This is a genomic window from Dendronalium sp. ChiSLP03b (assembly GCF_034531165.2).
Taxonomy (GTDB): Bacteria; Cyanobacteriota; Cyanobacteriia; order Cyanobacteriales; family Nostocaceae; genus Dendronalium; species Dendronalium minutum.
On record NZ_JAVRBR020000018.1, the window covers coordinates 168810 to 193770 of the forward strand.

Genomic DNA, 24961 nt, shown 5'->3' on the forward strand with positions numbered 1-24961 from the left:
AGAATTTATGACTATAATCTTTTTCCCAATATCTAGTCCCCAGTCACCAGTACCCAATCCTCTAAAAATCTGTGATTAATCTTGCTTTACGGAGAAGGAAATGGAGTACTGTTTCTTGACGAGAGATAATATCAGCTCTGCCTTCCATCCCAGATTTCAACTGACACTGGCGATAGCTTTTACCCACATACATAGTTTGTGGTTCAATAGTTACCTCATAGGCTTTAACCTGTGTAACGCTTGGAGTTGCGTTGTTTTCGACTGGTAGGGCATCTGGTGCAATTGTTTTAACAGTACCCTTGAGAGTGCCGTAGTCTGGATAAGGGCAAGCAGAAACTTGCATCTGCACTTTTTGACCTGCTTTTACCTTGTCAATATCTTGAGCTGGCACTTGAGCCTTAATTAGCATTGGCGCATCGAGGGGAGCAATCTGAGCAATAGCTTCACTCGGTTGTACTGCCTGTCCGGGGTTGCGAAGTTTCAATTGTAAGAGGGTACCTGCGATCGGCGCTCGAATTACACTTTTATTTAAGTCGTTTTCTATTTGTTGCAGTTCTTTGTAAGTGCGATCGAGTTGTTTTTGGAATTCTAGGCGTTGCTGAAGCAGAGTCTCTCTTTCTTTTTTCAAAGCGGCTAAGGTAGCCTCACCTTTTGCTTGTTCTTGCCTAATCCGTTCAGCTGCCACGGTTACAGAAGCATTACTAGGATCGATCGCAGTTTTAGCTTTTTCTAGGTTCGTTTGCGCGATTTGCAAAGCTTGGTCTTTTTCCTCCAGGAGATTTTTAGCATTAGCTTTAGCTTGCTCTAGCTTCGCCTCAGCCGATTTCACTGCTTGTCCTTTTTCCTCCAAGAGATTTTTAGCGTTAGCTTTAGCTTGTTCCAACTTCGCCTCAGCCGATTTCACTGCTTGTACTTTTTCCTCCAAGAGATTTTTAGCGCTAGCTTTAGCTTGCTCTAGCTTTGCCTCAGCCGATTTTACTGCTTGTTCTTTTTCTTCAAAGAAATTGCGAGAAACGGCTCCCGATGCTACTATCGGCTGCAAGCGATCGCGTTGCACTTTGGCTAATATCAAAGCTGCTTCTGCTTCTTGCACGGCTGCTGTTAAGACTTTGTCTCGCTGCAATCTGTCTCGTTGCACTTTAGCTAACGTTAAGCCTGCTTCTGCTTCTTGCAAAGTTGCTGTTAAGACTTTTTCTCGTTGCAATCGATCTCGTTGTACTTTAGCTAACGTCAAAGCGGCTTCTGTTTCTTGCAAAGTTGCTGTTAAGACTTTTTCCCGCCGCAATCTGTCTCGTTGTACCTTGGCTAACGTCAAAGCGGCTTGTGCTTGTGTCATATCTGCTGTGGCTTTAATTTGCTCATCTTCATATTTGCGTTGAGTACCACCTAGCTCAGCTTGTGCAGCTATGATCGTGCGGTTAATTAAGCTTGTCTGGGCTGCAATCTGAGTATTGATTTCACCGATTTGAGCATCAATTTGATTTAGTTGTAATTGAGTCTGCTGAATATTGTTTTCTAATTGGCTTTTTTGAGTCCGCAAGCGGGAATCATCAACATAAGCGATCGCTTCCCCCTGAGCCACTACTTGATTATCTTTAACCTCAATCTTTTGCACAGTTCCAGTAATGACAGATTCAACAAAGCGTAGTTCTCCCACAGGTCGGATAGTTGCAGGGACTTTAACTGTAACTTTGTAATTGAGAATAGAGGTCAGGCTAATTCCTGCCACAAAGATACTTAGCAGTATTCCCCCGCCAATATTTGTCCATTTACCAATATGGGGGAGAAACTCATTAGCCTCAATTACAGGCAACTGCTCTAGAATGGGTTCATTTAAACCATGCCAGAAATTGTTTTCTTCTTGGCGGAGGGTGTTCACGGCACTGCACCTTTATTTAGTCATTGGTCATTAGTCATTCTCTTTGTCTTTGCGTCCCCGTATCCCCGTGTCCTTGCGTCTTTTTCGCCTGCTCCCTTGCTATGTGGTGAAACGGTAACAAATGCGGCTATTTTTAGCCGCGATCGTGCTTGACAATGGTCTATAATCAAAAAAGGGGAACGAGAAGGGTATGTACGACGTGCAAAAGTTATCTTTCTCAAATCTCAAATGCGGGCAACGCGTTGAGAAAATGGAGGAAAAAGCTCAAACTCCCTCAAAGTCCTCACTTACGTTGAGCGAGTAGTAATAACTTCCTCCAACCCCTTTTTATGTCCAAAAAAGGATTTCAGCGATTGACTCGCAAACTTAATTTTGTTTGCAGTATTTAACTAGAGTATTAGGCATACATAGAGTAAGAGGACACAAAAGCTCTACAAATGCTCAGCGCCACAACCACTATTTTGTAAATTTCCAGTTGGAAGAAGAAAGGAATTAAAACAAATAGTAGTACAACAATTTGTTTCCTTCTTCACTGTTAAATGTTGAGGAACTCACACTCAGCTAGTTTGTGTTTAGATAGGCAAAGGTTTGTGCTGTGATAGATGATTTCCATCTCACCTGTCACAATTGTTATAGGATAATTGCAAAATCTAAGCCTGTAATGCCTGTATGAATAACTCCACGCAAGCATAATAAATCTTGTAATGCGCTATTGGTTGCATTATTCTGACCAAGGGAGTTTGTTGGTGCTGCCTTGGAGAGCAAAAGTGGTTGTCCCTTCTAAAGTTGCTATTACCGCTATCTTTGAAGTCATCAAAAGAATTTTTTTATGTAGCTTTTGCGCTGTTTTGTTGACACGTAGCGGCTTGTTGTGAGTTATGATATTTGGGTTTATGCTGTGCTGTACTAGTCGTTGGAGTTACTAATTGCTAAATTGGTACTGCCAACTCGAAACTTCTGTTGTTTATCAGATAACACGATAAACAACACATATGCAATTATTTTATGTGACATGATTTTTTGCCTCAATACGCAATCAGGTGGGTAGACCACCTAAGTACCCAACTATAAGCACTGTTTGTCAGGAATTCATAAATCTAGAGATAGAAATTCAACCTGTACATTTACTTCTCAAAGTAGATATTAAATCTTCTATTTTTTGTAGATATAGCAATACCCCTAGAGTGGGTATAGTCAATATTTGGTGTTTTTGAAGCTATTTGAAAAATTTAAATAGATACTTCCAGATTTTAGCTAACTAACAGTGGGAGCAGAAGAGATGAGGGGATGAGGGAGACAAGGAGAATAACAACTGACAACTTGTTATTGTGGAAGATTTCTCAAAACAGCTAACTGTCGGCACTGATGCTGCTGTTGGTTAAACTGTTTTTGTTCTGGAGTTAACATATCAGAGTCAATTGGAGGACGCATATCCCACTGCAACTCGGCTAGTATCAGTAAACTAATCATCATAACTATGCCAGTGGCGAAAAACTGCCATTGACCAAAACAGGAAATAACTGCACTTGTTAATAGATGGATCGATGCTATCAGTAAAAAGACCCGCGATCGCAACGCCAGTGCTGTACATAAATAACCAATACTGCTTAATCCCAGCCATAGCGCACATAGACGCATTAACATTTCTCCCCAACAAAGAAAAATACTTGCGTCAGTTAGAACAACACCCCCTAGCATCAAAATCACCCAACAATACACCAGCCAACGCACCTGTTCTATACTCACCCAAAACCAAGTCAAAGCCACCATAGTAATCGTGCCGATAAAGGTCAGGACTGACCACCAAATTGCTTGTGTATGCCAACTGATGGGCAAAAACTGGGCTGTCAGAAACATACCTGCACATATTAGACCCCAAAGAACAAAAACTTGATCTATGCGGGTGTAAAATCCAGAGAATAGTCTAATCTTGCCAATTTTCAATTCAAGTCGTAATAGACCTTGCAAGTCTTGAATATCTAAAGCTTCTTGTTTATCGCGCAATAACGGCTGAGAAAAAGGTAAAACAGTCATCCAAAATTTCTATCTAAAGATAGTGGCGATGATGAATAATTTTGAGGTAGTGCTTGAAAAATCCTAACAAAAAAATTAAGTTATTTACTCAAAATTATTAAAAAATCATTAGGCTGTGATGTCTAACGACAAGCCCTTCGAGTTCGGCAGTGACACTCGTTCGCTTTTAGCGTCGCCCCTTGGGCGAGGACTCGCTAACGCAACCGACGAAACCGTGCTTGTCTGCGACTGTCTCACCGCAAAGCGTCTACGCACTCAGCCGTTACGCCAAAAAATTGCTGCTTGACTTTAGCCAACAGTCAGCCAAAAGACAATAACTGAATTAACGCAAACGCCAAAGCAGCACTACCCAAAGGAACTGTCAAATTATCAATACCTAAAAATGACACAGCTTCTAAGCCAGTGGCTACCAGAGCGATCGCCAGCGATACTACCCAGGTTTGCCAAACATTTCCTTCTACACTCAGTAAAATCAAACTACTAACCATATAGCTGACTATGGTCATAGTTAACGAGCCTTCCCAGCTTTTTTGACTGCCAAATACTTGATATTCATGTTTACCAAAGCGTTGCCCAATTAGGGCCGCTAGTCCATCTCCCCATGTCATCACCATAATTCCGATGACTGCGTACTGGGGCTGTTGCAAATACCAAAAACAAGCAACTAAAATGCCAAAACTGACAGCATAAAAAAATGTCCCTAGACTTTGGCGACCTACGCTATCAATCCCAGGAAGAATCGGGAATCTGTATGACAACAAAGTGACGGCACTCGCTACAATTGAAGCCGTAATACCTAAACTCGCAGGCATATCTAGCCACCAAGCCAGCAAAATCACATTACCAGTGCCAATATGAACTATCTTACGTACTATTTCTGGTTCGTCTGTGGCGAAACGCTTTACCACCCAAGCAATTAAGAGGATTAGTAACACCCAAACTGCAACTATGATAATTTGCAGCCACAAGGATGGAATTGAGGTGAAACCGGGAACTGAAGTTAACAACGATGTTACAGGATGAGGAATTTTTACCTTTGTTTCTAATTTATAAGATATGGGTAACTGTAATGAAACTATTATTTATTGGGCTGATTCGAGGTTACAGAATGTTTATTTCGCCACTGTTTCTGCCGACTTGTCGCTTTCAACCAACTTGTTCTATGTATGCAATCCAAGCAATTGAAAGATTTGGCGTGTGGCGCGGTGGATGGATGGCAATTGGGCGGATTTTGCGTTGTCATCCATTTCATCCGGGTGGTTACGATCCGGTGCCAGAATTAGAAACACAAGTTACAGAGCATTGCTGTAGTAACAATATTTTGGATTCTGGGAAGGAGTAAGGGGCGAAGCAGGGGGGATAATTCCTTACTTCTGCCTCCTGCTTTCTGCCTTTTGCCTCTTGCTATACATACCCAAATGTTAAAAAAGATATAAGAATGATGAGCAAAGCGTAGTCGTTATGAGTATACTATTAGTAAATACATACTCGTTATGAGTATGAGTTATTTCAACGAAGGAACAATTCATCTCATGAGCCAAGGCGAAAATTTGACCACAGCAACTGGTTGTCCGATCGCAGATAATCAAAACTCCCTGACAGCAGGAGTTCGCGGCCCGGTACTATTGCAGGATGTACAGCTTTTAGAGCAAATGTAGCACTTCAACCGGGAGCGCATTCCAGAGCGGGTGGTTCATGCTAAGGGGTCTGGAGCCTACGGAACCTTTACGGTAACGAAAGCAATTCCCAACTATACAAAAGCGAAATTTCTCTCGGAAGTAGGCAAGCAAACCGAAGTATTTTTGCGCTTTTCCACCGTGGCAGGGGAAAAAGGTGCAGCAGATGGCGAACGAGATGTACGTGGCTTTGCAGTCAAGTTTTACACAGAAGAAGGTAACTGGGATTTGGTAGGTAACAACACTCCCGTCTTCTTCATTCGCGATCCGTATAAGTTTGCCAACTTCATCCATACTCAAAAGCGTCACCCCCAAACTAATCTGCGGGATGCCAATATGCAGTGGGATTTCTGGTCGCTGAATCCGGAGTCGTTGCACCAAGTTACAATTTTATTTAGCGATCGCGGGCTGCCCGCCAGTTACCGCCACATGAACGGCTATGGTAGCCACACCTTGTCCTTTGTAAATGCCGCAGGTGAGCGCTTCTGGTGCAAATTCCATTTCAAGACTCGTCAGGGCATCAAGAATTTAACAGGAGAAGAATCTGCTAATCTCATCGGCATTGACCGCGAATCGCACCAACGGGATTTATTTGAATCAATTCAACGGGGCGAGTTTCCGAGTTGGACAGTCAAAGTCCAGGTCATGACTGAAGAACAAGCTAAAACCTTTAAGTGGAATCCCTTCGACCTGACAAAGGTTTGGCCCCACAGTGAGTATCCGCTGATGGAAATTGGCATCTTGGAGTTAAACCGCAATCCCCAAAACTATTTTGCAGAAGTAGAGCAAGCAGCCTTTAGCCCTTCTGCGTTTCCACCCGGCATCGGCCCCAGCCCTGACAAAGTATTACAAGCGCGACTGATGTCTTACCCAGATGCTCAACGCTATCGCGTCGGCACGAACTATCAACAATTGCCCGTCAACCAGCCTCGTTGCCCAGTCATGCACTATCAACGGGATGGGGCGATGTCTACAGGCTACGGTGGTAGTAGCCCCAACTATTATCCCAACAGTGATAGCAATGCTCCCAAAGAAGCGCCGGAATACCGAGAACCTGGATTAGCTCTTGGTGATGTCGTTGCCGATCGCTATGACTCTCGCGACCAAGATGATTATACTCAAGCAGGTAATCTCTGGCGAATTTTCTCTGAAGACGAGAAGAACCGGACAGCAGCTGCGATCGCAGGAGCTTTAAGTGGAGCGCGGCAAGATATCCAAATGCGCCAACTATGCCACTTCTTCCGGGCTGATATGGATTACGGTCAGCGTGTAGCTAAAGCATTGAACATTGAAATTGACCCGGCTTTACTGCAACAGAACCAACAAGATAACCCTCAGCCTGTAACAGCTTAAATTATTTATTGGCTAAATTGGCTGTCCTAAAGTTAGGGGACAGCCATACTTTGATTGGGAAGCGATCGCACATAGCATTCTACTCAAAGCAATGCTATGAATTCCTCTACGCTTAAATCAACATCTCGAATAATTGCCCTTAAGGTTCCCTTATTTTACTGTTAACCAGGGGCAAGCATTGCTGAAAAGCAAGATGATAGCTTTGGGCTTTTTAGGTTGGCGTAGATGTGAGGCGGTTTACCACTTGGTTGGGGTGTGAAGTGGCGATCGCTTTTATGTCCAGTCTTTGTGTGGTTCTACAGAAAAATTATTTCTGCTTGCAATTTTTTGAGAGTGTTGGGTTGCGATCGCCTAGAATACCTCAATGATTCAAAATTAAAGTAAATCTTCCTCAGATAGTTGGGCTATTTTCATCAAGGCTTTCAAGGTTCCAACTTTCAAATCTTGATTGCGGTGAACAGGAATTGAGAGAATTTGTTCTTGTTCATGGTTTTCATAAATATGATGGCTGCCAGCAATTCTTCGCAAAACCCAACCTTTTTGCTCTACAATCTTGCAAAGTTTTTTGCCAGAAATCGATTTCATACAGCAATTTCGACAACTCGATCTGTTGACTCAATTGCATGACGACTGTTGGCAACTTCAAGCCAGCCTTCAATAGCGTCCTTTAAATTAGCCATCACCTCTTCTATGGTGTCGCCTTCAGTAATACAACCGGGAAGTGCGGGAACCTCTGCCCAATAGCCGCCTTCTTCTGCTGGATGAATGATTGCTCTAATTTTCATACACTTTTTAAGCTAGTTTTTGAAAGTTCATCTTCTAGTTTTCCACAATCATTACTGCGATCATATCTTGCTCAATGGTAGTCAAAGTTTTTACTTTGGTGATGGCTTGTTCAAGTAGCTCAGCCATAGCTGTCAATCATTATGTAAAGTCATACTATAAAATTATTTTTGCTTTCCTAACATTTACAAAAATTTGGTGAGAGTAACCCCACTCCCCTCACCTCTACTTTGTGTCAAAACCAAGCAGAGTAATGGAATTATTGTGCTTATTTATCCATCAAAATCTGCTTCAACTCTTCAGTATGCAAGGAACGCTTTAGCCGATCTTTTGTTGCCCATCCTCCCTGTTCTATTACTTCTTCACACGTTTGATAGTGTTTTAAAAAATCTTCGCGTGGGCTACTTAAAACTTCAACAATTTTTTGGCAGTATGATGTTATTTTTTTCGAGTTTAATTCTGGTGTCTTGGTAGCTTCAACAATTTGATTTACTATATCTGTATCATTTACTTCTATAACCTTTACTGTCAGCATGAGTGAATCATCAATTAGCTCTTGATTTCTAAAGAGAACATGACTTGTTTGACAACCATTTACAATCTGATAATTAAATAGGCTGATTGTATCACTCTGAACCCTTACATCCGGTGATACAATAGTAATACCATTATTTAATATGGCAAATCTATCCCTTGTATCGATTGAAGTTAAAGTATTTTTAATCTTTGAATTGACAGAATTATCCTCGCCTAAAAAAGCTCGCACATTTTCCTCAAAAATTCCACTTTTTATTCGCTCATCATTATCTTTTAAAAGTGAATTGATAAAGTTTTTAGCTGATATAACACAAATATAAGCCTCCTCAACTCCCTTAATGTTTTCATAGGGGACATATCCTTTAACTTTAACTGTTGCTTCAACAGGCTGATGAATGCTACTCCACAACTTAATAAGTTCGTCTCTATCTATTTTTAAGCATTCTACACTGCCAAAATAACCAGTACTCTCTATCTTCCTGAAGTTGGTTTTGAGAGCAGCAACTAACTCTCTTTCATCATTCCATACTCCAGTTGTAACAAAATATATTTTGGCATTAGGCTTACCACGTTTAACTTTATGAACGTTATCAACAACTTTATTAAATATTTTGTTAGCTTCAGACAATATATCATCATGAGGAAATGCTGGTTCTTCACTTAAAAAATCATATATACCATCACCGAAATTTGTAATTTCTTTTTTCTCAAATTTTTCTGAGGTCTTAGATTGAATGAAAATAAAGTCAATTTCGATATTTCTTTTGTGAGATTCAAAGACAGAATTAATTTCTTCTTCTGTTGTGACTAACTCTCCATCAGCAACAATAATCACGCCATCGATACCTGCATCATCATCATTTGTGGTAATGTCAGATGGAGCTATACGTCCAGAATAATATTTGGATGCTATACAATAATTGACAAAATGTTCAAATCTCTTTTGCTCATCCATGAATTCAATTTCATGCTCTTGAGAGAATATCTTCAAATGTGACAAAATAATTCTGTGCATTTACTAACCTCGTGTGAAATGTAATCTTAGTCTGCAATCGTCCGTTGCATTTTCCCCAAAGCATCAATCAAATTCTGCTACTGTTGGTCTGTTTTAAAACCTACTAAACTGAAATGCTGCCTTGAGATCGTCTGCTTCCAGATCGGGCATTTCTTCCAAGATTTGTTCAGCACTCAGTCCAGCTGCAAACAAGTCCAGTACATCTGACACCCTAATTCTCATGCTCCGAATGCATGGGCGACCACCACATTGTTTGGGATTAACTGTAATTCTTCTAAGTAATTCTGACATAGGGGTTTACTTTATAATTAATCTGGCAATTGGGATTGTTAGCCTCTCTCACAGAGGCAGCTTTGCAATCCGATCAATCCACTCTTGGGCGCTGGATATCGCCCAAATTATCAGCAGTTCTTCGATAACAACTTCAACTGGTAGCTTTTGGGAAACAATAATAACTCCTGCACTATGATGGCTGGTGATGAACTCAGCAAACTCTAATGGCATTGTTTTACGATCGTGACTGACCAAGATACGTCCTTGCTGTGCTGCCTTCGCCAATACTTCAGAATCTTTTAAACCTTCTAATCCAGCAGCTAAGGCAGTTTGGAAATCAATGGAGGATTCTCGTCGCAGAACTCCTGTGACGATCGCTTGATTCAAATCAGCATCGGCTTGGTAGCTAATATTCACGAATCTACCTGTTGTCTTGCTGCTTTGGCTGCCATAAGCTTGTTGTACAAAGCAGGATCGGCGGTTTGTAATGGTTGGGGCATAGTATCAAATGCTGCTTCCTCAGCTACTAGATAAGCATCAATATCTGCGCGATTGGCTAGATAAAACGCGATCGCTCCATAAACTTGTTCGAGTGTCAGCAACGGAAAAGAATTAACAATGCTTTCAGGTGATAATCCTTTTCGGAAAGCATAAACGATTGAGTCCAAGGAAATTCGAGTTCCTGCAACCCAATAAGCATCTTGACGATATTCTACGTAAGATTTAGCTGTGACAACTGACATAGATTTGTTTTGACTCTACTTTTAATATTAAAAATTACAGTTCAAACTACAACTGCCTCAGCGATCGCACCCTGCATTTTCCCCATCGCATCAATTAAACTTTGCAATTGTTGGTCTGCTTTCATCACTGCTAAACCGCGCACTGTGACTTTACCAGGAGAGAAAACAAAGCGCGTTTTGAGATGTTCTGGTAAGTTCGCTGCTAATAAATTCCAAGCAGGTTCTTCCATTGGTGTTTCTAAAACAATGTGCTGTTTATTCTCTGGTTTAATGCGGCTAAATCCTAATTTTTTCGCTAACTGTTTCAGTTCCATAACGCGCAAAAGTTGATTAGCAGGGACTGGTAAAGTACCGTAGCGATCGCCCCACTCACCAGCAATTTGTGTTAATTCTTCTTTCGATTTTGCTCCTGCTACCGCACGGTAAGCACTCATCTTTTGATCCAAGTCGGGGATGTAATCGGCGGGGATAAATGCTGTGAGATTGAGGTCAATTTGAGTATCATCAACTTTGGGAATTTCTTGTCCGCGAATTTCTCGAATTGATTCCTCTAACATTTCCATATACAAATCAAAACCGATCGCATCCATTTGACCGGATTGTTCTGCACCTAGCAAGTTACCCACGCCGCGAATTTCCATGTCGCGCATTGCTAGCTGATAGCCAGAACCTAGCTGCGTAAATTCTTGAATTGCCCGTAACCTCTGCCTTGCCGCATCAGATAACGTCCGCTGTTTGGGATAAAATAGCCAAGCGTGGGCCTGAATACCAGCACGCCCTACACGACCGCGCAACTGATACAACTGAGACAAGCCAAAGCGGTGAGCATCTTCAATTAAGATGGTGTTGACTCGCGGAATATCTAAACCAGATTCAATAATCGTCGTGCAAACGAGAATCTCTGCCTCACCATTGCTGAAGGTGAGCATGGTTGATTCTAACTCGCTTTCATCCATTTGACCGTGAGCGATCGCAAATCTTCCCCCTGGGATCATTTCTCGCAAATTTGCTGTTGTCTCTTCAATCCCCTCAACTCGCGGTACTACATAAAACACCTGTCCGCCTCTGTCTAATTCTTGGCGAATCGCACTCCGGACGCTTTCTGGGTTCAGCGGTGCGAGATGGGTTTGAATCGGTCTTCTTGTAGGAGGTGGTGTGGTAATCAAACTCATTTCCCGAATCCCCGACAAAGACATATACAAGGTGCGAGGAATGGGAGTAGCGGAGAGAGTCAGCACGTCAACTTCAGTTTTCAAGCTTTTAATTTTCTCTTTTTGGTTCACCCCAAACCGCTGTTCTTCATCCACCACCAAAAGTCCTAAATCTCGGAATGACACGCCTTTACCTAAAAGTTGATGCGTACCGACGACCACATCTAATTCACCCGTTGCTAGTCGTTTTTGAATCTCACGGCGTTCTTCAGCGCTGCGGAAACGGTTTAGTAAGCCGACATTTACAGGGTAGGGTGCAAAGCGTTCTTTGAGGGTATGGTAGTGTTGCTGGGTGAGAATGGTAGTAGGTGCAAGCAGTGCGACTTGTTTGCCAGAAGTGACAGCTTTGAAGATGGCGCGAATTGCCACTTCTGTTTTTCCGAAACCGACATCACCGCATACCAAGCGATCCATTGGGCGATCGCTTTCCATATCGCGTTTGACATCTTGTACGGCTTTGAGCTGATCGGTGGTAGGTTGGTAAGGGAAAGAATCTTCCAGTTCCTCCTGCCAAGGCATATCTTGGGGATAAGCAAAGCCTTCTTGTTTTGCTCGCGCTGCATACAGTTTCAGCAAGTCCACCGCTAATTTCTTAATAGCTTTGCGGACGCGGTTTTTGGTATTGTCCCAAGCTTTACCAGTCATCTTGTGGAGTTCTGGTACTTTATCGCCAGTGGCGCGGAACCGGGACAGTGAACCTACTTGGTCGGCTGCGACTCTGAGTAACCCGTCAGCGTACTGCACAACTATGTAATCGCGGGTTTCGTCGTTAATTGTTAGGCTTTCCAGTTTGACAAATTTGCCAATCCCGTGACTTCTGTGAACTACATAATCACCCGGGCGCAGCTTGTTGGGGTCAACTTGCTTAGAAGTAGCTTTGCGACGCTTGCGGATATAGCCGGGAGTCGCTAGGGAGTGCTGTCCATAAAATTCGCGGTCAGTGACTACTATCAAGCGGAATGTAGGCAGGATAAAGCCTTCGAGTTCAGCCAGCCCGGAATATTTCAGTGCTACAGGTGTATGGTTGATTTGCAGCTTGTCGATCGCTTGGTAGTCTCTGGGATTAGGAATAAACTGCGCCGGACAGTCGTGTTCTTGCAGCAGAGAAACAGAACGCGAAGGTTGAGCGGAAATTAGCCAAATCGAGAAATTGCGATCGCGTTCTTTTCGCAGTGTTTCTGCAAGTTTGCCAAACTGGTGTGGTGTAACTGGCACAGACCGACTAGCCAAATTTATCCCGCTGTTTTCCTCCGCCAGTTCTGATAGATATAATGTTTTAAACTTGGCAACATCAGCCAGACATTCATCAAAAGACCGATGGATTTTCGGTAGACCACTGACTACTGACTTTTGTACAGACGCGATTAATCGCGTCTGTACGACAACTGACCACTGCTCCTCGGCATTTTCCACCCAGCGATCGCTGTGAGCGTGACACTGCTCTGGCTCGTCAATGGCAATCAGAGTATTTTCTGGTAAATAGTCAAGTAAAGAGGCTGGTTTTTCAAAGGCTAACCCTAAAAAGCGCCGACTACCTTCTAGGAGTGCTGAGTGCTGAGGAGCCAGCGCCGTGGGCGGGTCTCCCGACTTGAGGCGACTGGCGTTGCTGAGTGCTGAGTCAAATTCTTGTTCAGTAGTTAAGGTTTGGAAATCAGGACTATCCTTAAGTGCTTCCAAGACAATGGGAGCAAAACTAGTGGGGGTAAGAATCAACTGGTCAATTTTGTCAAGGGCGGAACGTTGAGTTGCAGCATCAAATTCCCGAATTTTCTCGATTTCGTCGCCAAACCATTCCAGTCGTACTGGCAACTCTGATGCAACGGGGAAGACATCAACAATATCACCGCGCCGACTCCACTGCCCTTCTGTTTCCACCAGAGGTACGCGTTCGTACCCCAAAGTAGTGATTTTTTCGCCGAAGGTATCTAAGTCAAATTCCATCCCCCGCTTTAGGGTAAGACAGAAGGGTGTAAATGCTTGCGGAGGTGGCAAGTGAGGTTGTAGCGCCCCAGCAGTAGCAACAATCGCCATCTTTGTCAGTTGTCCATTGTCAGTTGTTTGTTTTAACTGACCACTGGCCAAATCAGCCAACACCTGCATTTGTCCCCAAGTCATTTCAGTTTCGGGGTCAAAGGGTTCGTAAGGAGATGCTTCGGATGTTGGGTAAAAATGTACGCTCTTCCAGCCCATCGCCTCCAACTGTGCAAAAGCGCGTCCAGCTTCCTCAAGGGTGGCACAGACTACAAATAAATTCTTTTCCGAATTTTGTGCCAATGCCGAAGCTACCAAGCCTTTGGGTAGGCGAGGGATACCATTTAGCCGCAAATCTTGTTGCCGATTTAGCTTAGAAAGTAGTTCAGTGCTGAGCGGCGATCGCGCCAAGGCACGCACAATAGAAGAAAATGCCATAAGTTTTACTGGAGGAGGAAGTCGTTGGAGATAAGAAAATTTAGAGTCAGTTTATGTCCTCCATTTTAAAAGTGTTAATAGCTCTCTTCCTTATTTCTGTGGAAGAATAATAGCTGATATCAAGTTAGGTTAATTAGTTTTTATTATTCCTGCCTCTTTTTATCTTCCCCTGCTCCTCTGCCCAAGATCAGCCTTCACGATCGGTCTTTAACCGAACACGATATGACTACATATTTAGAACAAAAAATCAAACTATCATTTTGTAGATAGTCAAAGCATTTATGACGGCACCTTTAATACTAGATACTAAGGATTAAGCTCAGTTCGCTCTTGATAGCGGCAATTCTAAACATGTCCTCCATCACTTTTGAACTTTTCATCATTTTGGTACTAATTATTGCCAACGGTGTATTTTCTATGTCTGAGATGGCGATTGTCTCAGCGCGCAAGGTAAGGCTACAGCAGCTTGCCAATCAAGGGGATGCTAAGGCGAGGGCAGCATTAAAACTAGCGGAGTCACCAAATCATTTCCTGTCAACTGTTCAAGTAGGTATTTCCCTGATCGGTATCCTAACTGGTGCTTTTGGAGGAGCGACTATTGCCGAAAAAGTGGCAGTTTATTTGAGGCTCGTCCCCTTCTTGGCATCTTATAGTGAACCCCTAGCTTTCGGAATAGTGGTTTTGATTATCACTTATTTGTCACTAATCATCGGCGAACTTGTCCCGAAGCGTCTGGCATTGAACAATCCAGAACGGATTGCGGCAATTGTAGCTATTCCTATGCGAGCGTTGGCGGCACTTGCTTCTCCAGCAGTGTATCTCTTAAGTGCTTCTACTGATATGGTACTACGATTATTGGGAATTACACCGTCTGTTGAGCCGCAAGTCACTGAAGAAGAAATTAAAATTCTCATTGAACAAGGCACAGAAGCAGGAACCTTTGAGGAAGCCGAACAGGATATGGTGGAGCGAGTATTTCGCCTGGGCGATCGCCCTGTTAGTTCCTTTATGACACCCCGTCCCGATATTGTCTGGCTGGACTTGGAGGACTCTGCCGAAGAAAACCGTGAGAAAATGGTTGACAGTGCCTATTCCCGATATCCAGTTTGTCAGGGAGGACTCGACAATGTGCTGGGTGTGATCCCAGTTACCGATCTATTAGCTCGGAGTTTCCGAGGTGAACCCTTAGACTTAACAGTGGGATTGCGTCAGCCTGTATTTGTGCCAGAAAGTACCCGTGGCTTAAAAGTTTTGGAGTTGTTCAAGCAAACCATTACTCATATGGCCTTGGTAGTGGATGAATACGGTGTAATTCAAGGATTAGTCACGCTTAATGACATCATGAGTGAAATCGTAGGTGATGTTCCCAACGCTGACGATCAGGAAAATCCACAAGCCGTACAACGGGAAGATGGTTCCTGGCTTTTGGATGGGATGTTAGCTGTAGAAGACTTTTTGGAACTTTTTGGTATGGAGGAGTGGGAATCCGAAGAGCGAGGCAGTTATCAAACCTTAGGTGGTTTTGTCATTACCCATCTTGGTCGTATCCCTACAGCAGCAGATCATTTTGAGTGGCAGGGTATGCGTATTGAAGTGATGGATATGGATGGAAACCGCGTTGATAAGGTACTAGTTGTGCCGATGCCCAATCAAGAAGTGGATGCCACAAAATCTGGATAATTGGGGATTGGGGACTAGGCAGGAGACAGGAGTAGTTATTATTTCTCCCTCATCTCTCCCTGCTCCCCCTGCTTTCTACTCCCCACTCCTAAGTCCGAGATAGACGCTTGACTTCTTCACCCGCCAAAAGCTGATGCGCTTTCGCCAGAAACTGGGGGATCCGATCGGCATGGGGACTGCGGGCGAGACATTGCTGCAAGTCTAACTCATCTAAAATATCTGCTTTATTACCTGGAAACCAGTGGCTGCCATTGCCAAGCAAGTTGTATCGCATTTTGGCGTAGTCTACCAAATCGTAGGCGATCGCAAGATTCAAAAGCCACAAGATTACCTGAATATTTACTTGCCCTGGTGTTTCATCCCAAGTGGGTAAATTGGTCTGCCAAGTCTTTACCCAATCTTTTCCTAAAGTGGCGATCGCTTCCTCTTCTAACCTTGCCAAAATTGGTGGCAAAACTTCTAATGAACGATCCAATAAATCTAAAGTTTTAAGATGTTCATCAAAATCTTGCGGTTTTGCTGCTCCTATACTCAAGGTATGCACCTGTTGATGACTCAAACAAAATAAATCGTTAAATACCATTGGACTCAACGGGGCGCAAAGATTGACTAATTTTTGCGGGGGATCGTACAACTTCCCCCCTTTATCTGAAGGGCTAATAATAAACACTCCCATATCATGATGTTTAGCCGCTTCAATTGCCGCCCAATTCCATTGATTAATATAGTACCAATGCAGGTTCACATAATCAAATTGGTTAGTCTTAATCGTCTGCACAATTGTATCTGTAGACCCGTGTGTAGAAAAGCCAATAAATCTAACTTTTCCCTCGGCTTGCAACTGCTGTGCCACTTCCAAACAGCCACCAGGACGGGTGCTGTGCTCTAGAGACTCATCATGATTAATACCATGTAACCCCAATAAGTCAACATAATCTAGTTGGAGATTTCGCAATGATTGTTCAAAAGTCTGTCGGAATTTCTTGGCATCTGCAACAGGATTAACTTTAGTCTGAACAATTAACTTTTCTCGTGGAAATTTAGGTAGTATTCTTCCCAACTGCATTTCAGAACTACCATAACCACGAGCAGTTTCAATATGATTAATACCAACCTCTACCGCCCGTAGAATAGTTGCTTCCAAATTGTTTTGATTATCCGCAGGAATTTCTGACTGGGGGACATCTTGCCATTTGAATTGGTATCTCATGCCGCCGCAGGAAAACACCGGCATCTGTAATTCTGTGCGTCCAAATCGTCTATACAGCATTATGTAGATGTTTAAGTCCTTGCCAATCTCAATTTAACAAGACTTGTACAGTTAGGAGGCAGAGGTGCGAAGGAGCAGAGGGGCAGAGCAAGTAAATTCTCCCTTGTCCCCCAACTTCTCCTGCCTTCCTTCAATGACCCACTGGCGCTTTCGCTCCCGATCTTCCTTTACCCAGGAATAGTAATAAGGGCAATGAGCAGAGAAACGCCACTCCTACGACTCGAAAGATATCTGCAAAAGACAAAACGGCAGCTTGAGTATCTACAGTTTGACTCATTAAAGCTAGTGCTTGTTGTTGAGCTGTTGTCGCATCCATGCCCTGACCTTGGAGTGCCCCGCTAAGTAAGTCAAGGCGCTGATTAGTTTCTATATCATAAGGACTAAGTTTTGCTAACAAAATAGCTCGATGAAAAGCCTCTCGTCGGTCAAGCAGAGTAGTGAGAAGGGCAATGCCAATGCTCCCACCTAGTTGTCGGGTAAGGTTGTAAAAACCAGAACCAGCAGAAATATCATGCTTGGGTAGAGGCCCTAAAGTTGCCAGACTTAAAGGGAGAAACATCAACACAGTAAAAGCGCCGCGCCATACCAACGGCCAAAATAAATCATCTGTACCACTTTGTGGGGTAATTGCTGCTAGTTGAAACATGACTCCAGATGTTCCGACAGCGCCCATGGCAATTAAAGCTCTAGCATCGATTTTGCTAGACAGCTTGCCTAATAGAACCATGACGATCGCCGATGCTAAAGCACCTGGCGCGAGTAACAGTCCCGTTTGCGTTGCTGTAAAGTGCAATACGCTCTGAGCGAAAATCGGTACGGCAAAGAGTGTCCCATAAAGCCCCATACCTATCAATGCTGAGAGCAAACTTCCTGCTGCTAAAGAACGGTGACGCAAAACTTTCAGTTCGACTGCTGGGTAGGCTGTTTTCAGTTCTCGCCAAATAAATAGCCCCAAGCCAATGATACTGAAGACACCCAGAGTAGTTATGAAACCAGAAGAAAACCAGTCATCTTGTTCTCCTTCCTCTAACATTGTTTGCAAGCAGCCAATAGCAATGATTAAAAATCCAATTCCCCACCAATCAACAGCTTGATTCTGGGCTTTGCTTTTGTCCGCATCTTTTGGCAAAAACAGCGAGGCCATCACCACTGCTAAAATTCCAAAAGGCAGATTCACAAAAAAAATCCAACGCCAGCCCAAACCATCTACCAAAAATCCTCCGAGGGTGGGGCCAATTGCTGGCCCAGAAATCACGCCTACGCCAAAAACTGCTTGAGCAAGACCTTGCTCAGCTGGTGGAAAAGTCTCGAACAGAATGGCTTGGGCTTTAGCTAGTAAACCACCTCCACATAAACCTTGGAGAATTCGGGAAAGAACCAGCATTGGTAGGTTGAAGGCTAACCCACATAAAATCGAAGCAAGTGTAAAACCAACCAAAGAGAAGATAAAATAAGACTTTTTTCCAAAGTAATCTCCTAGCCAAGCTGATAACGGAATTAAGACGACGTTAGCAATCGCATATCCAGTAACAACCCAGCCTACTTCACTGACAGTTGCACCAAGGGTAGCCTGGATGTCAGTCAGGGCAACGTTGACAATACTGGTATCAATTACTTCTAAAATCGCACCAAGGGAAGCAGTGAAGGCGATCGCCCACTTCAAAGGCCCTTGGATATAACCGTCATTAACTGTTGCAAGCTGAGTCTGAGCAGAACGTTTAAAGTTGGTAGACATTGGTAGCCAAAGTAGTATTTCCCGTGACCTTGACACTTAACCCTGCCAGCAGTTGGTGTTGGGGATCGGCATCTGCTATTCACTGCTTGAGTTAGGACTTACGCACTGAAGCCTAAAACCTCGATCCCCCCAGCCTCCCTTTTTAAGAAGATTGAGGAATTTGAGTGCGTAAGTTCTGCTTGTTTACTTTCACGAGGCTGCTTTACTCATCGGGAAGTCAAAGCGAACGCGGCAGGGAAATGTAAATACTTATTTATACGCTACCGTAGCGTATCGTATATAAATTGGTCAAGGGATCTTGAGATGGAAAAGGTGAGGAGCAAGTTGCGAAAATGACATTGCTTGAGGAAGATGTTTTCATGAGTAAGCAAATCAACAGCCCCTCTGGGCGACCGCGTAGTGCCCACGCCGACCAAGCTATTCTGCAAGCAACTTTAGATTTGCTAGCGGAAGTGGGATATCAAAGCATGAGTATAGAAGCGATCGCTTCTCGTGCTGGAGTTGGTAAAACGACTATTTATCGCCGTTATACTTCCAAAGAAGAACTAGTAGCGGACGCGATTGAAAGTCTCAGGGAAGTTTTCCCAATAGCGGACACTGGGAGCTTTTGGGGAGACATAGATATTCTGATTAATAATGCAGCCAAAAAAATACTGAGTCCCCTTGGTCGTCAGACACTCGCTTTAATTATCAGTACAGCATCTAGTAATCCTCAGTTTGCCCAAGTCTACTGGACAAAATACACGATGCCTCGACGTGAAGTTTTTGCTAAAGTACTGGAACGTGCCAAGTCCAGAAGTGAAATTCAAAAGGATGCGGACATTGACTTAATTATCGACTTGGTGAGCGGATCGCTGTACTATGCACTCATCTTTAAACCTACGCCTGAACCAGTAGAAGCTTACATGCGGCGTACTATAAATCTTCTCCTAAAAGGCATTGGTACCGAGTCTGGGTGCTGAGAAGCCAGCCGCGTGGTGAGGCAGTCCGGTCTTCTCCCAAGGGGAGACGCTAAGAGCGATGGGGGTTTCCACGCCACTTGCTTTATGCCGGGGAACCCGTCCACCGCAGTGGCTCCCCATAAGGAACTGCCGTTAGCGCAGCGAAGCGCGAGTCCTCGCCCAAGGGGCGACGCTAAAAGCGATAGTGCAGCGAAGCGCGAGTCTTCTCCCAAGGGGAGACGCTACGCGACCGAGCGTCACGAGCGTCAAGGGTCTCCCGACTTGAGCGGACTGGCGTTGCTGAGTTAGGAATAAGGAAAAAGTTACGATCCCTTGACTTTAATCGCAAAATTCAACTCAGCATTCAGGCAAAAAGTTGCGATCCCCTGACTTTACTTATAGAATTCAACTCCACACCCAGCACTTTTTGAAGAGTTGAGACTTGTTGCAAAAATAACTGTGCGCTGGAAGTTATAGATGGGATGATAAAATAACCAGAATAAAAAGGAGAGCAATTGTCATTTTTACTCATTCTGTTCTTGTTGGAGGATGGCATCACAATACTGGATGAGAGTTGTTAGGCGATCGCAAATTGTCTGAATTCTCGCTTTTGCAGTAGATGCCTGCCGTGCCCCTTGGAAAAACATCACATCTATTTCTAACAATCGCAATTGCTTGCTAATCTCCGTCCGATAAGACTGCACCCGCGAGTCTTCCTCAGTCAAAGGCACAATTTGCTGCTGAAACATTTGCTGCAAAGCAACCAACCGCTGTCGCAGTTCATCGGGTGTATCTAGTTGGGTAGTGGTGACATCAAGGCGTAATTCCTCTAGCAAGGTTGCTAGTGCCTGATATTTCTCAAAATTCAGAGACATCCAGTGCTAGTTAAGATAGTATTAATGTCAAGAAATATTTCTTCTAAAATAAACTTTCCCAGCTTCCTATTAAAACCACAAGCCTCAAATCATGCTTTGAGGCTTTATTTGCCATCATTGAATTTTCGGCATTCTGCTTCTTTAACCTCACACAGGATGATTACTATAGGTCTAGAGCAATCATCCCGACACTATTTTTTCTACCCGTCTCAGGGCAACAGCATCTACTAACAGCAGTGCTGTCAGTTGTTTCCATATCCCACCTATTCACCGATCCCCAATAGTCCCGATTGTATGAGCAGCATAGCTATAAATTCCTCAATTGATCTTGCCCTTCCAGAATGGTTAAAGAAATGTTTGAAGGAGTCATCGGCGGCAAATAACAGCACTGCGGAAGACGACCGAAGGCATAACGATCTGGTCTTGATTGGTAGGGCATTTGAATTCGCTTACCAATTGCATCATGGTCAATACCGCAAATCAGGAGAACTATACATCAGTCATCCTGTTGCTGTGGCTGGATTACTACGCGATTTAGGGGGCAGTGCTGCTATGATAGCAGCTGGATTTCTCCATGATGTAGTTGAAGATACAGATGTCACAATTGACGAAATAGAAGAGCTTTTTGGTCCAGAAGTACGGCAACTAGTAGAAGGTGTCACCAAGCTTTCTAAAATCAATTTCAAAAGCAAAACTGAAAGCCAAGCCGAAAACTTCCGGCGGATGTTTTTGGCAATGGCGCAAGACATCAGAGTAATCGTGGTAAAACTGGCAGACCGTTTGCATAATATGCGAACTCTACAGTATATGTCGGAGGCTAGTCGCCGCCGCAGTGCCCAGGAAACGCGAGATATATTTGCGCCCCTAGCCAATCGCTTGGGTATTTGGCGGATTAAATGGGAACTCGAAGATTTGGCTTTTAAATATCTTGAACCGGAAGCTTTCCGCCAAATGCAGCAGCATGTTTCCGAAAAACGGACGGCGCGAGAAGAGAAATTGGCCCAAGCTACTGAAATTTTGCGGGAACGTTTGCAGCAAGCCGGAATTCACTGCCAGGATATCAGCGGTCGTCCCAAACACCTTTATAGCATTTATCAAAAAATGCAGCGGCAGCAAAAGGAATTTCATGAGATTTACGATTTGGCAGCCCTGCGAATTATTGTTCAGACCAATGAGGAATGCTATCGGGCTTTGGCAGTGGTTCATGATGCCTTTCGCCCGATTCCTGGTAGATTTAAAGACTACATCGGGTTGCCAAAGCCTAACCGTTACCAGTCGTTGCACACCGGGGTAATTGGGTTGACAGGTCGTCCTTTAGAGGTACAAATTCGGACAATAGAAATGCATCACGTTGCCGAGTATGGGATTGCGGCTCATTGGAAGTACAAAGAAACAGGTGGTTCTAGCAGTAGCCTGACAGCAACAGATGAAAAGTTTACTTGGTTGCGGCAGTTGCTGGAATGGCAAAGCGATCTCAAGGATGCTCAAGAGTATCTCGACAGCGTCAAAGATAATCTATTTGAAGATGATGTCTATGTCTTCACCCCTAAGGGGGATGTTGTACCCCTAAGTCCCGGCTCTACCAGTGTAGATTTTGCTTATCGGATTCATACAGAGGTAGGCAACCACTGTTGCGGGGCGCGGGTAAATGGGCGAATGGTACCGTTGTCCACGCGGCTGCAAAATGGCGACATTGTGGAGGTGATGACCCAAAAGAACAGCCATCCGAGTTTAGATTGGTTAAACTTTGTGAGAACTTCGGCAGCCAAGTATCGGATTAAGCAATGGTACAAGCGATCGCGCCGCGAAGAAAATGTGACCCGTGGACGAGAATTGTTAGAAAAAGAACTTGGTAAAACTGGTTTTGATAACTTGCTGAAGTCAGAAGCAATGCAAACAGTTGCTGAAAAGTGTAATTACCACAGCGTAGAAGATTTACTTGCCGGTTTGGGTTACGGTGAAGTCACACTGAACTTGGTGCTAAATCGCTGGCGAGAAGTGGCGAAGGGACAACAACCAGCTACTATTACACCCCCATTTATTCCTAAAGAGGCAAGTACACTCAAAGCTTTACGAGATGCACCTCCATCTACTTGTCGCCCAACTGATTCGCCAATAATTGGTGTAGAAGGTTTGGTGTATCATCTAGCTGGATGTTGTACCCCCATTCCTGGCGAACCAATTATTGGTGTAGTCACACGCGGCAGGGGAATTTCCATTCATCGTCAAGGGTGTCATAATCTGGAAAATGTGGAGTATGAGCGCCTAGTACCAGTGAGGTGGAACCCAACAGCCGAACATAGCGGTTGTCATCACACTTACCCAGTGGAGATTCAAATTGAAGCGCTTGACCGTGTGGGAGTGTTAAAAGATATTTTGTCTCGCTTGAGTGACCAAGGAATCAATGTGCGTCATGCTCAGGTAAAAACTGCTACTGGTCAACCAGCATTGATGGACTTAGGAATAGATATACGCGATCGCTCTCAACTAGAACAGATATTCATCCAAATCAAGAAAATGAGCGACATTCTGAATATCCGCCGTGTGGGTCAGATAGACGAGTAAGGGACTGGGGACTAGTAAGTCAAAAGGTAAAAGTAAAAAGTAAAAAGAGAAGAAAAACTTCATAAAACCTATAAGTGCCTTTTGCCCTACCCTTCTCCTAACGGAGACGCTACGCGTAGCTTGCTTCCCCGCAGGGGTACGAGTTCTGCTTTAGCAGTACGGGTGACGCGCTCGAGGACTCGCTAACGCCACTTGCTTTATGCCGGGGAACCCGTCCACCCTTCGGGTTCAGCAGTCCCCCAGACGCTCGATGACTCGCTAACGCTCCGCTAACGACGGAAACCGCCAAGACGGGGGCTGCTTCACCGCAGTAGCTCATCTTTTTACTTTTGACTTCATCGTGGGGACTGGGGACTGGGAACTAGTATTTTTACTCAGCACTCAGCAGGGGCTAAACGCCCTGCTACCGCTAATAGCACTCAGCACTTTATCTTACGTTGTCACGAATGTCTCGATCCCAATATGGTTCAGGGCCGAAGCGAGATAGCAAGAAGTCGATGAACACACGCACCTTCGCTGGTAGGTTACGGCCTGAAGGGTAAACCGCGTATAAACCAAAAGGCGATCGCGTGTACTGCGAGAGGATAACCCGCAATTGCCCACTCATAACGGCTTTGTGAATGATAAAGGTTGGCAGGACAGCGATACCACACCCTGCGATCGCCGCCTCGCGAAGTGCGTCACCATTGTTGAGCCGTAGCGCACATGGTACGTCCACGGACTGCAATTCTCCGTTCGAGGGGTCGTGAAACTGCCAGTACAGTCGGTCATCAACGTTTGAATACGCTAGACCCTGATGCTCTATTAAATCTTCTAATGTCTTTGGGATACCATTCTTCTGCAAGTAAATCGGACTCGCACATATGGCATGGCGAATCGGCGCAATGTAATGGGCTAATAGTGAAGAGTCTTTGAGTCTGCTGATTCTAACAGCTAGGTCGAACCCATCATTAATGATATCAACCCGGCGATCGTTAAGATTTAAATCCACTGTGACGCGTCTATAGTCAGCTAAGAACTCGTTGAGCATTGGGGTAAGACAATGAATTCCGAATGACATCGGCCCACTCACCCTTAATGTGCCCACAGGTGTAGCGCTGCCTTGTGATGCAATGTCCTCTGCTTCCTGAAGATCGGATAAGAGACGAATACAGCGAGCATAGAATTCGGCTCCAGTGTCCGTTAGACTCAGTTGTCGCGTCGTTCGATTCAGCAACTGCGTTCCCAGTCGATTTTCCAGTTCTCGCAATCGACGGCTGACTGCGGACTTCGCAAGTCCCAATCGGTTAGCGGCAATGACAAAGCTATTGGCTTGAACAACGGCAACAAACGTTCGGATGTCTTCAAAGCGATCTAACATTGTTCACCACGAGAGAACAGTTTGTTCTCTAAAAATGCACATTGTGCTCCGATGCTATCATTCGTCATGGTCAACGAAAACACATTCTGACACGCAGAACTAAAAAAGAGTTTAGCCAATTTCTCTGGCTTCAGAATCGCTTTTGTGTAAGCCTGACCAGCAAAAAAATTTACACCTTTGCTTCACACTTAACTAAAAGGATATTTCCATGATTCAAGCAACTGCTACACCTGGTAAAACACTGCTGACACCGTCAAACCATACGCTACTTTTGATCGATCAACAATCGATGATGGCATTGACGACGCAATCGCATTCGGGAATCGAATTACGCACCAATGCCACAATAGTCGCCAAAGCGGCGAAGACGTTTCAGGTTTCCACGATTTTGACCACTGCCGCTGCCGAGTCCTTTGCAGGCCCCATGATTGATGAAACTCGTTCAGTGTTTCCAGACGATGAAGTGATTGATCGCACCACTATCAATACGGTTCGGTTAAGTTCTAAGCGGTGTTAATTACTGAAAAAGTGAGTGTTTGTAATTTAGCTGTTTGGGTTCTATGTATGGGCTTTTTGTTCGGAAATTTGGCTCTAGTTTTTTTGACAACACGAGGATTGCTTC

The 24961-nt window shown here is 44.2% G+C and carries 22 protein-coding genes and 1 pseudogene; 9 read left to right on the forward strand and 14 right to left on the reverse strand.

What is annotated here, in order from left to right; genetic code table 11:
• Nucleotides 1-61: 61 nt before the first annotated feature.
• Nucleotides 62-1879 (reverse strand): HlyD family efflux transporter periplasmic adaptor subunit, encoded by a 1818-nt coding sequence (locus RMY31_RS05535; RefSeq protein WP_322659208.1) that lies wholly within the window; start codon nt 1877-1879, stop codon nt 62-64.
• Nucleotides 1880-3202: 1323 nt separating this feature from the next.
• Complete coding sequence (locus tag RMY31_RS05540; protein ID WP_322659209.1) at nt 3203-3913, reverse strand: hypothetical protein; 711 nt, start codon at nt 3911-3913, stop codon at nt 3203-3205.
• A gap of 118 nt (nt 3914-4031) precedes the next feature.
• On the opposite strand from RMY31_RS05540, the gene RMY31_RS05545 reads away from it, so the two are divergent.
• Complete coding sequence (locus RMY31_RS05545; protein ID WP_322659210.1) at nt 4032-4199, forward strand: hypothetical protein; 168 nt, start codon at nt 4032-4034, stop codon at nt 4197-4199.
• A 13-nt stretch (nt 4200-4212) separates the two neighbouring features.
• Here the strand turns inward: RMY31_RS05545 and RMY31_RS05550 are convergent, their stop codons facing one another.
• Nucleotides 4213-4920 carry an SEC59/DGK1/VTE5 family protein gene (locus RMY31_RS05550; protein WP_322659211.1) on the reverse strand — a complete coding sequence of 236 codons (708 nt, stop codon included), beginning with the start codon at nt 4918-4920 and terminating at the stop codon, nt 4213-4215.
• Between the two features lie 62 nt (nt 4921-4982).
• On the opposite strand from RMY31_RS05550, the gene yidD reads away from it, so the two are divergent.
• From yidD to RMY31_RS05565, 3 genes and pseudogenes are all read left to right on the forward strand, one after another.
• On the forward strand, nt 4983-5255 hold the full coding sequence (gene yidD / locus RMY31_RS05555; protein ID WP_322659212.1) for a membrane protein insertion efficiency factor YidD: 273 nt from the start codon (nt 4983-4985) through the stop codon (nt 5253-5255).
• A gap of 190 nt (nt 5256-5445) precedes the next feature.
• Nucleotides 5446-6942, forward strand: a pseudogene (locus RMY31_RS05560) (catalase).
• Between the two features lie 227 nt (nt 6943-7169).
• A complete protein-coding gene (locus RMY31_RS05565; RefSeq protein WP_322659213.1) occupies nt 7170-7310 on the forward strand; it encodes a hypothetical protein in 141 nt (46 codons plus the stop codon).
• A gap of 7 nt (nt 7311-7317) precedes the next feature.
• On the opposite strand, the gene RMY31_RS05570 is transcribed toward RMY31_RS05565, so the two are convergent.
• The 7 genes from RMY31_RS05570 to mfd all read right to left on the reverse strand — a co-directional run bounded on the left by RMY31_RS05570 (nt 7318) and on the right by mfd (nt 13913).
• Nucleotides 7318-7527 (reverse strand): type II toxin-antitoxin system HicA family toxin, encoded by a 210-nt coding sequence (locus tag RMY31_RS05570; protein WP_322659214.1) that lies wholly within the window; start codon nt 7525-7527, stop codon nt 7318-7320.
• Nucleotides 7524-7727 (reverse strand): type II toxin-antitoxin system HicB family antitoxin, encoded by a 204-nt coding sequence (locus RMY31_RS05575; protein WP_322659215.1) that lies wholly within the window; start codon nt 7725-7727, stop codon nt 7524-7526. Before RMY31_RS05575 ends, RMY31_RS05570 begins: the two co-directional genes overlap by 4 nt.
• Before the next feature lie 266 nt (nt 7728-7993).
• The gene (locus RMY31_RS05580) at nt 7994-9277 is read right to left on the reverse strand and encodes an AIPR family protein (protein ID WP_322659216.1); all 1284 of its coding nucleotides are present in this window, start codon (nt 9275-9277) and stop codon (nt 7994-7996) included.
• Between the two features lie 93 nt (nt 9278-9370).
• A complete protein-coding gene (locus RMY31_RS05585; protein ID WP_322659217.1) occupies nt 9371-9568 on the reverse strand; it encodes a DUF433 domain-containing protein in 198 nt (65 codons plus the stop codon).
• Between the two features lie 48 nt (nt 9569-9616).
• On the reverse strand, nt 9617-9967 hold the full coding sequence (locus tag RMY31_RS05590; protein ID WP_322659218.1) for a DUF5615 family PIN-like protein: 351 nt from the start codon (nt 9965-9967) through the stop codon (nt 9617-9619).
• Entirely contained in the window at nt 9964-10293 is a 330-nt protein-coding gene (locus RMY31_RS05595) for a DUF433 domain-containing protein (RefSeq protein ID WP_322659219.1), read from the reverse strand. The genes RMY31_RS05590 and RMY31_RS05595 overlap by 4 nt, the downstream gene beginning before the upstream one ends.
• A gap of 41 nt (nt 10294-10334) precedes the next feature.
• Nucleotides 10335-13913, reverse strand: coding sequence for a transcription-repair coupling factor (mfd, locus tag RMY31_RS05600; RefSeq protein WP_322659220.1), 3579 nt, complete (start codon nt 13911-13913; stop codon nt 10335-10337).
• A 351-nt stretch (nt 13914-14264) separates the two neighbouring features.
• Between mfd and RMY31_RS05605 the strand changes: the two genes are divergently transcribed.
• On the forward strand, nt 14265-15593 hold the full coding sequence (locus tag RMY31_RS05605; protein WP_322659221.1) for a hemolysin family protein: 1329 nt from the start codon (nt 14265-14267) through the stop codon (nt 15591-15593).
• Nucleotides 15594-15681: 88 nt separating this feature from the next.
• On the opposite strand, the gene RMY31_RS05610 is transcribed toward RMY31_RS05605, so the two are convergent.
• Together RMY31_RS05610 and RMY31_RS05615 are read right to left on the reverse strand one after the other, a co-directional pair.
• Complete coding sequence (locus tag RMY31_RS05610) at nt 15682-16863, reverse strand: aldo/keto reductase (protein ID WP_322659222.1); 1182 nt, start codon at nt 16861-16863, stop codon at nt 15682-15684.
• Nucleotides 16864-16993: 130 nt separating this feature from the next.
• Nucleotides 16994-18598, reverse strand: a complete 1605-nt coding sequence (locus tag RMY31_RS05615) for a DHA2 family efflux MFS transporter permease subunit (RefSeq protein WP_322659223.1) — start codon at nt 18596-18598, stop codon at nt 16994-16996.
• A 332-nt stretch (nt 18599-18930) separates the two neighbouring features.
• On the opposite strand from RMY31_RS05615, the gene RMY31_RS05620 reads away from it, so the two are divergent.
• Both RMY31_RS05620 and RMY31_RS05625 read left to right on the forward strand, forming a co-directional pair.
• The gene (locus RMY31_RS05620) at nt 18931-19560 is read left to right on the forward strand and encodes a TetR/AcrR family transcriptional regulator (protein ID WP_322659224.1); all 630 of its coding nucleotides are present in this window, start codon (nt 18931-18933) and stop codon (nt 19558-19560) included.
• A gap of 12 nt (nt 19561-19572) precedes the next feature.
• Entirely contained in the window at nt 19573-19848 is a 276-nt protein-coding gene (locus tag RMY31_RS05625) for a hypothetical protein (RefSeq protein WP_322659225.1), read from the forward strand.
• 215 nt (nt 19849-20063) lie between these two features.
• Here RMY31_RS05625 and patD read toward each other — a convergent pair whose 3' ends face one another.
• Nucleotides 20064-20414 carry a heterocyst frequency control protein PatD gene (gene patD / locus RMY31_RS05630; protein WP_322659226.1) on the reverse strand — a complete coding sequence of 117 codons (351 nt, stop codon included), beginning with the start codon at nt 20412-20414 and terminating at the stop codon, nt 20064-20066.
• Nucleotides 20415-20708: 294 nt separating this feature from the next.
• Here patD and RMY31_RS05635 point away from each other — a divergent pair, with 294 nt between their 5' ends.
• Nucleotides 20709-22979: a RelA/SpoT family protein gene (locus tag RMY31_RS05635; protein ID WP_322659227.1), complete on the forward strand. Its 2271-nt coding sequence runs from the start codon at nt 20709-20711 to the stop codon at nt 22977-22979.
• 427 nt (nt 22980-23406) lie between these two features.
• Here the strand turns inward: RMY31_RS05635 and RMY31_RS05640 are convergent, their stop codons facing one another.
• On the reverse strand, nt 23407-24339 hold the full coding sequence (locus RMY31_RS05640) for a LysR family transcriptional regulator (protein WP_322659228.1): 933 nt from the start codon (nt 24337-24339) through the stop codon (nt 23407-23409).
• Nucleotides 24340-24628: 289 nt separating this feature from the next.
• Here RMY31_RS05640 and RMY31_RS05645 point away from each other — a divergent pair, with 289 nt between their 5' ends.
• Nucleotides 24629-24856 (forward strand): hypothetical protein, encoded by a 228-nt coding sequence (locus RMY31_RS05645; RefSeq protein WP_322659229.1) that lies wholly within the window; start codon nt 24629-24631, stop codon nt 24854-24856.
• Nucleotides 24857-24961 lie beyond the last annotated feature (105 nt).